Origin of the sequence: Cellulomonas septica (genome assembly GCF_012396155.1) — a bacterium.
In the GTDB taxonomy this organism is placed as follows: Bacteria; Actinomycetota; Actinomycetes; order Actinomycetales; family Cellulomonadaceae; genus Cellulomonas; species Cellulomonas septica.
The window spans coordinates 1-5,224 of the sequence record NZ_JAAXOY010000203.1 but is presented as its reverse complement, the minus strand read 5'-3'; the positions used below and the strand labels follow the sequence as shown (position 1 = coordinate 5,224).

Genomic DNA, 5,224 nt, shown 5'->3' with positions numbered 1-5,224 from the left:
GCTCGGCCCCGACCCCGTCGCCGCGCTGGACTCCCTCGCACGTCTGCGCTGACCGCGGCACGGGCGTGGTCGGCACGTCGCACCGCGGGGGAGCTCGGCGGGCGGCGAGCGCGTCGCGCCACGTGGGCGGACGTCGACCTCGTCGTCGCCGCGGCCGCGGGACGTGCGCGGCCGGGTGCGTCGTCCCGTGATGGAATGCGACGAGCCCGCCGCCGTCGGATCGCCGCCGATCCGTGATCGCCTCCAGGAGCCCGTCATGACGTCGTTCGCCCCCGGCACGCCCGGCTGGATCCGCCCGCTCGGCCGCACCGGCCTCGAGGTGTCCGCGGTCTGCCTGGGCGGCGGTCCGCTCGGCAGCATGCCGGGCCTGTTCGGTCGCGACGTGCCCGCCGACGAGGGTGTCGCGACCGTGCTCGCGGCGCTCGACAGCCCGATCCGGTTCGTCGACACGTCGAACGGCTACAGCGACGGCGAGAGCGAGCGGCGGATCGGCGCGGCGCTGCGCGAGGTCGGCGGGCTGCCCGCGGGCGTGACCGTCGCGACGAAGGTCGACCCGTCGGACGGCGACTACTCGGGCGACCGCGTGCGTGCGTCGGTCGCGGAGAGCCGCGAGCGCCTCGGGCTCGACCACCTGCCGCTCGTGCACCTGCACGACCCGGAGTTCTGGTCGTTCGATGACCTCGCCGGTCCGGGCGGTGCGGTCGAGGCGCTCGTCGCCCTGCGCGAGTCGGGCGAGGTCGGTGCGATCGGCCTGGCGGGCGGTCGCGTGCAGGAGATCGCGCGCTACCTGGCGCTCGGGGTGTTCGACGTGCTGCTCGTGCACAACCGCTGGACGCTGCTCGACCGGTCGGCGGGCCCGCTGCTCGACGAGGCCGAGCGGCAGGGCATGGGCATCCTCAACGCGGCCGTGCACGGCGGCGGCATCCTCGCGAAGCAGGAGGGCGGCCCGACGACGTACGGCTACCGCGAGGCCCCGCCCGAGGTGCTGGAGGCCGCCGAGGCGATGCGGCGCGTGTGCGCCGAGCACGGCACGGACATCGCAACCGCGGCGCTGCAGTTCTCGCTGCGCGACCCACGCACCGGGGCGACGATCGTCGGCATGAGCCGCCCGCAGCGCGTCCAGCAGACGGTCGCGGCCGCGTCGGCCGAGCTCCCCGACGCGCTGTGGCCCGAGCTCGAGGCGCTGCTCCCGCCCGCCCGCACCTGGCTCGACGCGGAGTGAGCACCGACACGACCGCCGGCGCGGCCTTCGACCTGCCCGGCGCGCTCGAGCCGCTCCTCGCCGAGCGGGGCTTCACGCGCGGCGGACCGGTGTTCCGCGGCCGGTCGGGTGACGTCGCGATGGTCGTGCGGTGCGAGCCGCAGGCGCGGATCGACCGGGTCCGCACGATCACCGTCGAGTGCGTACCCGCGGAGGGGCAGCAGACGGCGGCGGAGCGGTTCGTGCACCAGTTCAACCAGGCCGCGACGGCGTTCGGCTGGCGCGGCGAGTACACCGCGCAGACGCCCGGCTTCCCGCAGGTGGTCGTCGACGACTTCGCGCGGCTGACGCTGCCGTTCGTCGACCGGGCGACGAGCGTCCGGGCGATCGCCGAGCTCGTGCTCGACGGCGAGGTCCCACCGTCGGACGGCCGCGACCCGCTGCTGGCGCGCGTCACGGACCCGTACGAGGCGGCGCAGCGGTTCGGCTGGCCGGACCTCGCGGCGCGCGCGGTCGAGGTCGCGGAGGGCCTGGACCTCGACTGGCGCGGCTACGAGGCGTTCCGGAAGTGGGCCGACTACTACTCCGTCGAGGTGCGGCTCCGGAAGCCGCGGTTCAGCCTGCGCCACTCGGTCGACCGCTTCCTGCCGCTCCAGCACCGCCGCTACGCCTAGCCCGGTCGGCGGCGCCCGCGGGTGCCGGGTTACGGTCGGGGCATGACGCGCGTCGTGGTGACAGGTGGCAGCGGGAAGCTCGGGCGGGCGGTCGTCGAGGACCTCGCCGCGCACGGGTACGAGGTCGTGAACGTCGACGTCGCCCCGCCGCCGCCGGGGCAGCCGGCGCTGTTCACGCGCGTCGACCTCACCGACCTCGGCCAGGTGACCGAGGCGCTGACCGGCATCGACGACCGCTACCGCGGCGTCGACGCCGTCGTGCACCTCGCGGCGGTCCCCGCACCCGGCCTGATCCCCAGCGGGGCGACGTTCGCGAACAACGTCGTCGCGACGCACCACGTCTTCTCGGCTGCGCGCCGGGCCGGCATCCGCAACGTCGTCTGGGCGTCGAGCGAGACGGTCCTCGGCCTGCCGTTCGACACCCCGCCCCCGTACGCGCCCGTCGACGAGGAGTACCCGGTCCGCCCGGAGAGCACGTACTCGCTCGGCAAGGCCGTCGAGGAGGAGATGGCGCGGCACTTCACGCGCTGGGACCCGTCGGCGAAGCTGATCGGCCTGCGGTTCTCCAACGTCATGGTCGACGAGGACTACCCGGCGTTCCGCGACTTCACCGCGCAGTCGCGCCGCTGGAACCTGTGGGGCTACATCGACGCCCGCGACGGCGCGCAGGCCGTGCGCCTCGCCCTGGAGAGCGACCTCACCGGCTTCGAGGCGTTCATCATCGCCGCGCCCGACACCGTCCTCGACACCCCGTCGGCCGAGCTGCTGGCCGCCGAGTTCCCCGACGTCGAGCTGCGCCGCCCCGTCGAGGGCCGCGAGACGCTCCTGTCCATCGACAAGGCCCGTCGTCTCCTCGGCTACGAGCCGACCCACACCTGGCGCTCGCGCCTCCCGGGCGCCCAGGCGTGAGAAGTCACGGCGGACGCAGGGTGACCTGCTGGGACGCGGCCGGGATCACGGCGGGAGCGATGCGTGGCGTACGTCGATGATGACCACATCCTCGAGTGGCTCCAGGACGGCCGGGTCTCGCTGGTCGCGCCAGAGGTCGGCATCGCTTTCCACGACTACCTGCTCTCTCTGCCCTGGCTGCTGACGCGAGTCGACTGGCGCACGATTGCACACGCCCGGCTCGATCTGCGCCTGGTCGATGAGGTGAACGTCAGAGACCAGCTCTCGGCCCTGGAGGTAGCCGTCCCCGCTGCGTTGTTCCTGCTGTACGCGCCGGGCGAGCCGGGTGTGCTCTGCCCCATCGAGAGTGCTGTTCCCAACCTCGACCACCTGTACTGGCGTCCTCCGGGGCCGCGGTACTTCTGCGCTGCTGAGGTCGACGGCGACGAGCCCTCCTTCTCGTTCGCGCGGTTCGGCGAGTACGACGGCCGCCCGGATGCGCGATGGCGGACCTAGACGCGGGCGGGTCGTCGTCGACGGTCGTCAGCCCGGGCGGCGGCCGTAGGTGAGGCGGCGCAGGAGGACCTCGAAGGGCCCGCGGCGTCCCGCGCGGTCGAGTGCGACGGCGACGGCGACCGTCACGAGCCAGACGGCGACGGCGAGCGCAGCAGCTGTCGCCGTGCCGATCCGGCCGCCCAGACCGAGACCCCATGCGCTCAGCAGCGGCGCGAACATCACGGACTGCAGCAGGTACGACGTGAGCGACCGCTCGCCGACGGCGGTCACCGCCCGCACCACGGGCAGGTCGCGGCGGTCGTGCCAGACGGCCGCGAGCCAGCCGAACAGGCACACGTACCCCAGGCCCATGACGACGCCCGACGCGATGTGGACGATCTCCAGCACCCCGCCGACGGTCGACGACGGCTCCCACACGTGCCCGACGACGAGGGCCCACGGCAGGTTGCCGACGACGTTGACGGCGAGCGCGACCACGACGACCTGACCGAGGCGGCGGCGATGCTCCCACGGGCGGGTCAGCCAGCCCGCACGCGACAGCAGGATGCCGAGCACGACCTGCGGCACGAAGAACAGCAGCACGGCCGCGAGCCCGATCGAGACGCCCGACGACAGCAGCCGCTCGCCGGCCGAGGCCAGGTAGCCGGTCGTCGGGGTGCCGTCGCCGCCGAACCCCTCCTCGAAGAACAGCAACAGGACGACGCCGGCCGCGGTCGACAGCAGCGTGCCGGCGGCGAACCACATCCAGAGCGTCGTGCGCGACCGCTGCAGGAAGGCGAGCGCGATCAGGCCCGTCACGCCGTAGGTCGCGAGGATGTCGCCGCCGAACAGCAGCGCCGAGTGCACGAGGCCCAGCACGACGAGCCACCCGCCGCGTCGGGCCAGCACCCGGCGCACCCCTCTGCGGTCCGCGCCGCGCGCCGCGAGCCGGCTCGCCATCGTCGCGAGGCCGAACCCGTAGAGGATCGCGAACATGGGCCGCGAGCGGTCGTCGACGAAGAACGCGGTCAGCGCGTCGACCAGGTGGTCGACGCCCGACCCGCCCGCCGGTCGCCCCCCGGGACCCGTCTCACCGGTCGACCACAGGTAGCCCCACACGTTCGCGAGCGCGATGAACAGCAGCAGCATGCCGCGCGCGAGGTCCGGGGCCAGCGAGCGGCGGTCCGGCACGGCCGGCGGCGGGGCGACGACGGCGACGGCAGGGACGGCGGCCGCGGGTGGGGCGGTCAGGGTCGCGCTGGGCTGGTCGGAGGTCATGGCCCGAACCTAGGGAGCCCGCGGTCGCGTCGACATCCGGCATGCCCCCGAATCACCCCTCATGGTTCCCCCCACGTCCGGGGGTCCGACGCCGTGCGGAAGTCCGTCGGCCGGTGGATGCGCGGGCGCGGGACCAGACCGTCGGGGGACGACGGGCCGTCGACGACCCGACCAGCGGCGGACGCCCCGGGTGCGCGGGCGCGACGAGCATGGGCGTGCACGGGCGGCCGACCGGGTGACCGACGTATCTGGCATCCGCTGCCGGACCTCTTCACCTCCGTCGCGGCCCCCGGGCCGCACCCACGACCGGCCCCGCGCGGCCGCGATCCCCTGGAGAACCGCCGATGAGTGCCGTCCCGTTCGCGTTCCTGGTCCACCCGCGGGCCCGGGTGTCCGACGACCTCGCGCGCGTCTGGTCGCCGCTCGGTCGCGTCCCCGAGGGCGTCGCCGACCGGGCGGTCCGCCGCCTGCCGCTCCGGCCCTTCACGATGGCCCGGGTCCACCTGCCCGACGTCACGCCCGACCCGGTCGGTCGCGTGGTGCTGGTCCCGTTCGGCGCCCGGCACATGCTCGAGGCCCCGCACGCCGCGCGTGACCGCGTCGGTGCCGCCGTGGACCTCGCGGCACGGCGCGGCGCCAGGATCGTGGGCCTGGGGGCGCTGACGGCGACGGTCACGTCGGGCGGGTC

At 74.7% G+C, this 5,224-nt stretch carries 5 protein-coding genes and 1 pseudogene; 5 read left to right on the top strand and 1 reads right to left on the bottom strand.

Features of this window, described 5'->3' with window-relative positions; genetic code table 11:
• The first annotated feature begins 256 nt into the window (after positions 1 to 256).
• The 4 genes from HGA02_RS09455 (at position 257) to HGA02_RS09440 (ending at position 3,279) form a co-directional block, all read left to right on the top strand.
• A complete protein-coding gene (locus HGA02_RS09455) occupies positions 257 to 1,222 on the top strand; it encodes an aldo/keto reductase (RefSeq protein ID WP_168678796.1) in 966 nt (321 codons plus the stop codon).
• Positions 1,219 to 1,875 (top strand): hypothetical protein, encoded by a 657-nt coding sequence (locus HGA02_RS09450; protein ID WP_168678795.1) that lies wholly within the window; start codon positions 1,219 to 1,221, stop codon positions 1,873 to 1,875. The genes HGA02_RS09455 and HGA02_RS09450 overlap by 4 nt, the downstream gene beginning before the upstream one ends.
• 42 nt (positions 1,876 to 1,917) lie before the next feature.
• Positions 1,918 to 2,784 (top strand): NAD-dependent epimerase/dehydratase family protein, encoded by an 867-nt coding sequence (locus HGA02_RS09445; protein ID WP_168678794.1) that lies wholly within the window; start codon positions 1,918 to 1,920, stop codon positions 2,782 to 2,784.
• A 63-nt stretch (positions 2,785 to 2,847) separates the two neighbouring features.
• On the top strand, positions 2,848 to 3,279 hold the full coding sequence (locus tag HGA02_RS09440) for a hypothetical protein (RefSeq protein WP_168678793.1): 432 nt from the start codon (positions 2,848 to 2,850) through the stop codon (positions 3,277 to 3,279).
• A 27-nt stretch (positions 3,280 to 3,306) separates the two neighbouring features.
• Here HGA02_RS09440 and HGA02_RS09435 read toward each other — a convergent pair whose 3' ends face one another.
• Positions 3,307 to 4,536 (bottom strand): DUF418 domain-containing protein, encoded by a 1,230-nt coding sequence (locus tag HGA02_RS09435; protein ID WP_168678792.1) that lies wholly within the window; start codon positions 4,534 to 4,536, stop codon positions 3,307 to 3,309.
• A 344-nt stretch (positions 4,537 to 4,880) separates the two neighbouring features.
• Between HGA02_RS09435 and HGA02_RS09430 the strand changes: the two are divergent.
• A pseudogene (locus HGA02_RS09430) lies at positions 4,881 to 5,224 on the top strand (semialdehyde dehydrogenase); the annotation flags it as partial.

What these genes read in the sequence shown, in the direction of transcription:
- HGA02_RS09435 (WP_168678792.1), bottom strand. Translation starts at nt 4,536, where the DNA reads ATGACCTCCGACCAGCCCAGCGCGACCCTGACCGCCCCACCCGCGGCC.
- HGA02_RS09445 (WP_168678794.1), top strand. Translation starts at nt 1,918, where the DNA reads ATGACGCGCGTCGTGGTGACAGGTGGCAGCGGGAAGCTCGGGCGGGCG.
- HGA02_RS09455 (WP_168678796.1), top strand. Translation starts at nt 257, where the DNA reads ATGACGTCGTTCGCCCCCGGCACGCCCGGCTGGATCCGCCCGCTCGGC.